This is a genomic window from Pseudomonas sp. SDO5215_S409 (assembly GCF_054071325.1).
The window spans coordinates 1-802 of the sequence record NZ_JBSVWN010000156.1 but is presented as its reverse complement, the minus strand read 5'-3'; the positions used below and the strand labels follow the sequence as shown (position 1 = coordinate 802).

Sequence of the window (802 nt, the reverse complement as noted above, 5' to 3'; positions counted from 1 at the left end):
TGTGCAATGCGAAAAATGATAGGCTTGAGGCTTCGATTCGGCTGTATAAGGACATTTCTGTGGCCAGGCAGATTGTGTTACCGCTCTGCGCTTTTTTTCTGCTGACCGGCTGCCAAGCGCAATCAACGCCTCTGCCGAACAGTCAAAAGCTTTCACCTGAGCAAGTCGCCCAGATCGCAGCGACCATCGAGCAAAAATACCCCAAGCTCGCCAACGACGTTCGCGCCAAGTTGCTCAGCACCGTTGTGCAGTCGCTGGACAACATGGTGTTTGTCGAAGGCGGGGAATTCGAGATGGGTGACTTTGGTTGGCCACATGACGATGACCCTACTGACACCTGTCACTGGCCCTGTGGGGTCGATCCGCAGCGGATGGGGCCCGTCAGTATGGGGGCTGATAATAAATTCGTTCATCCGGTCAAGTTGAGCAGTTACTACCTGTCGAAGTTTCAGACGACGATAGGAGACTTTGATTTGTTCTTTACCGCTCAAGGAAAACCTGTATTTGATGCGCAAGATCGAAAGCGCGAAGATATACGGTATCTCTATCAGCCAGATCTCCCAGCTCCCACCCAAAGTTGGCAAGAGGCCAAGGATTACTGCGCCTGGATGGGTCAGCTAAGTGGCTATCCCGTCGATCTGCCGACGGAAGCGCAATGGGAGTTCGCCGCCCGTAACCGTGGCCAGCATCTGGCATTTTCGACAGGCAACGGCAGTTTGAACTATGGGCGCAACTTTCCAGACCCCAGTGAAAGGAACACCTTCCCTGTGGACAAATTTGTCCCTAACCCATTGGGGATTTA

General features: G+C 53.0%; 1 protein-coding gene. It reads left to right on the top strand.

What is annotated here, in order from left to right; translation table 11 throughout:
* Positions 1 to 59 precede the first annotated feature (59 nt).
* Positions 60 to 802 (top strand): formylglycine-generating enzyme family protein (locus ACW9H9_RS28690; protein WP_457346717.1); only part of this gene is annotated, 743 nt, incomplete at its 3' end.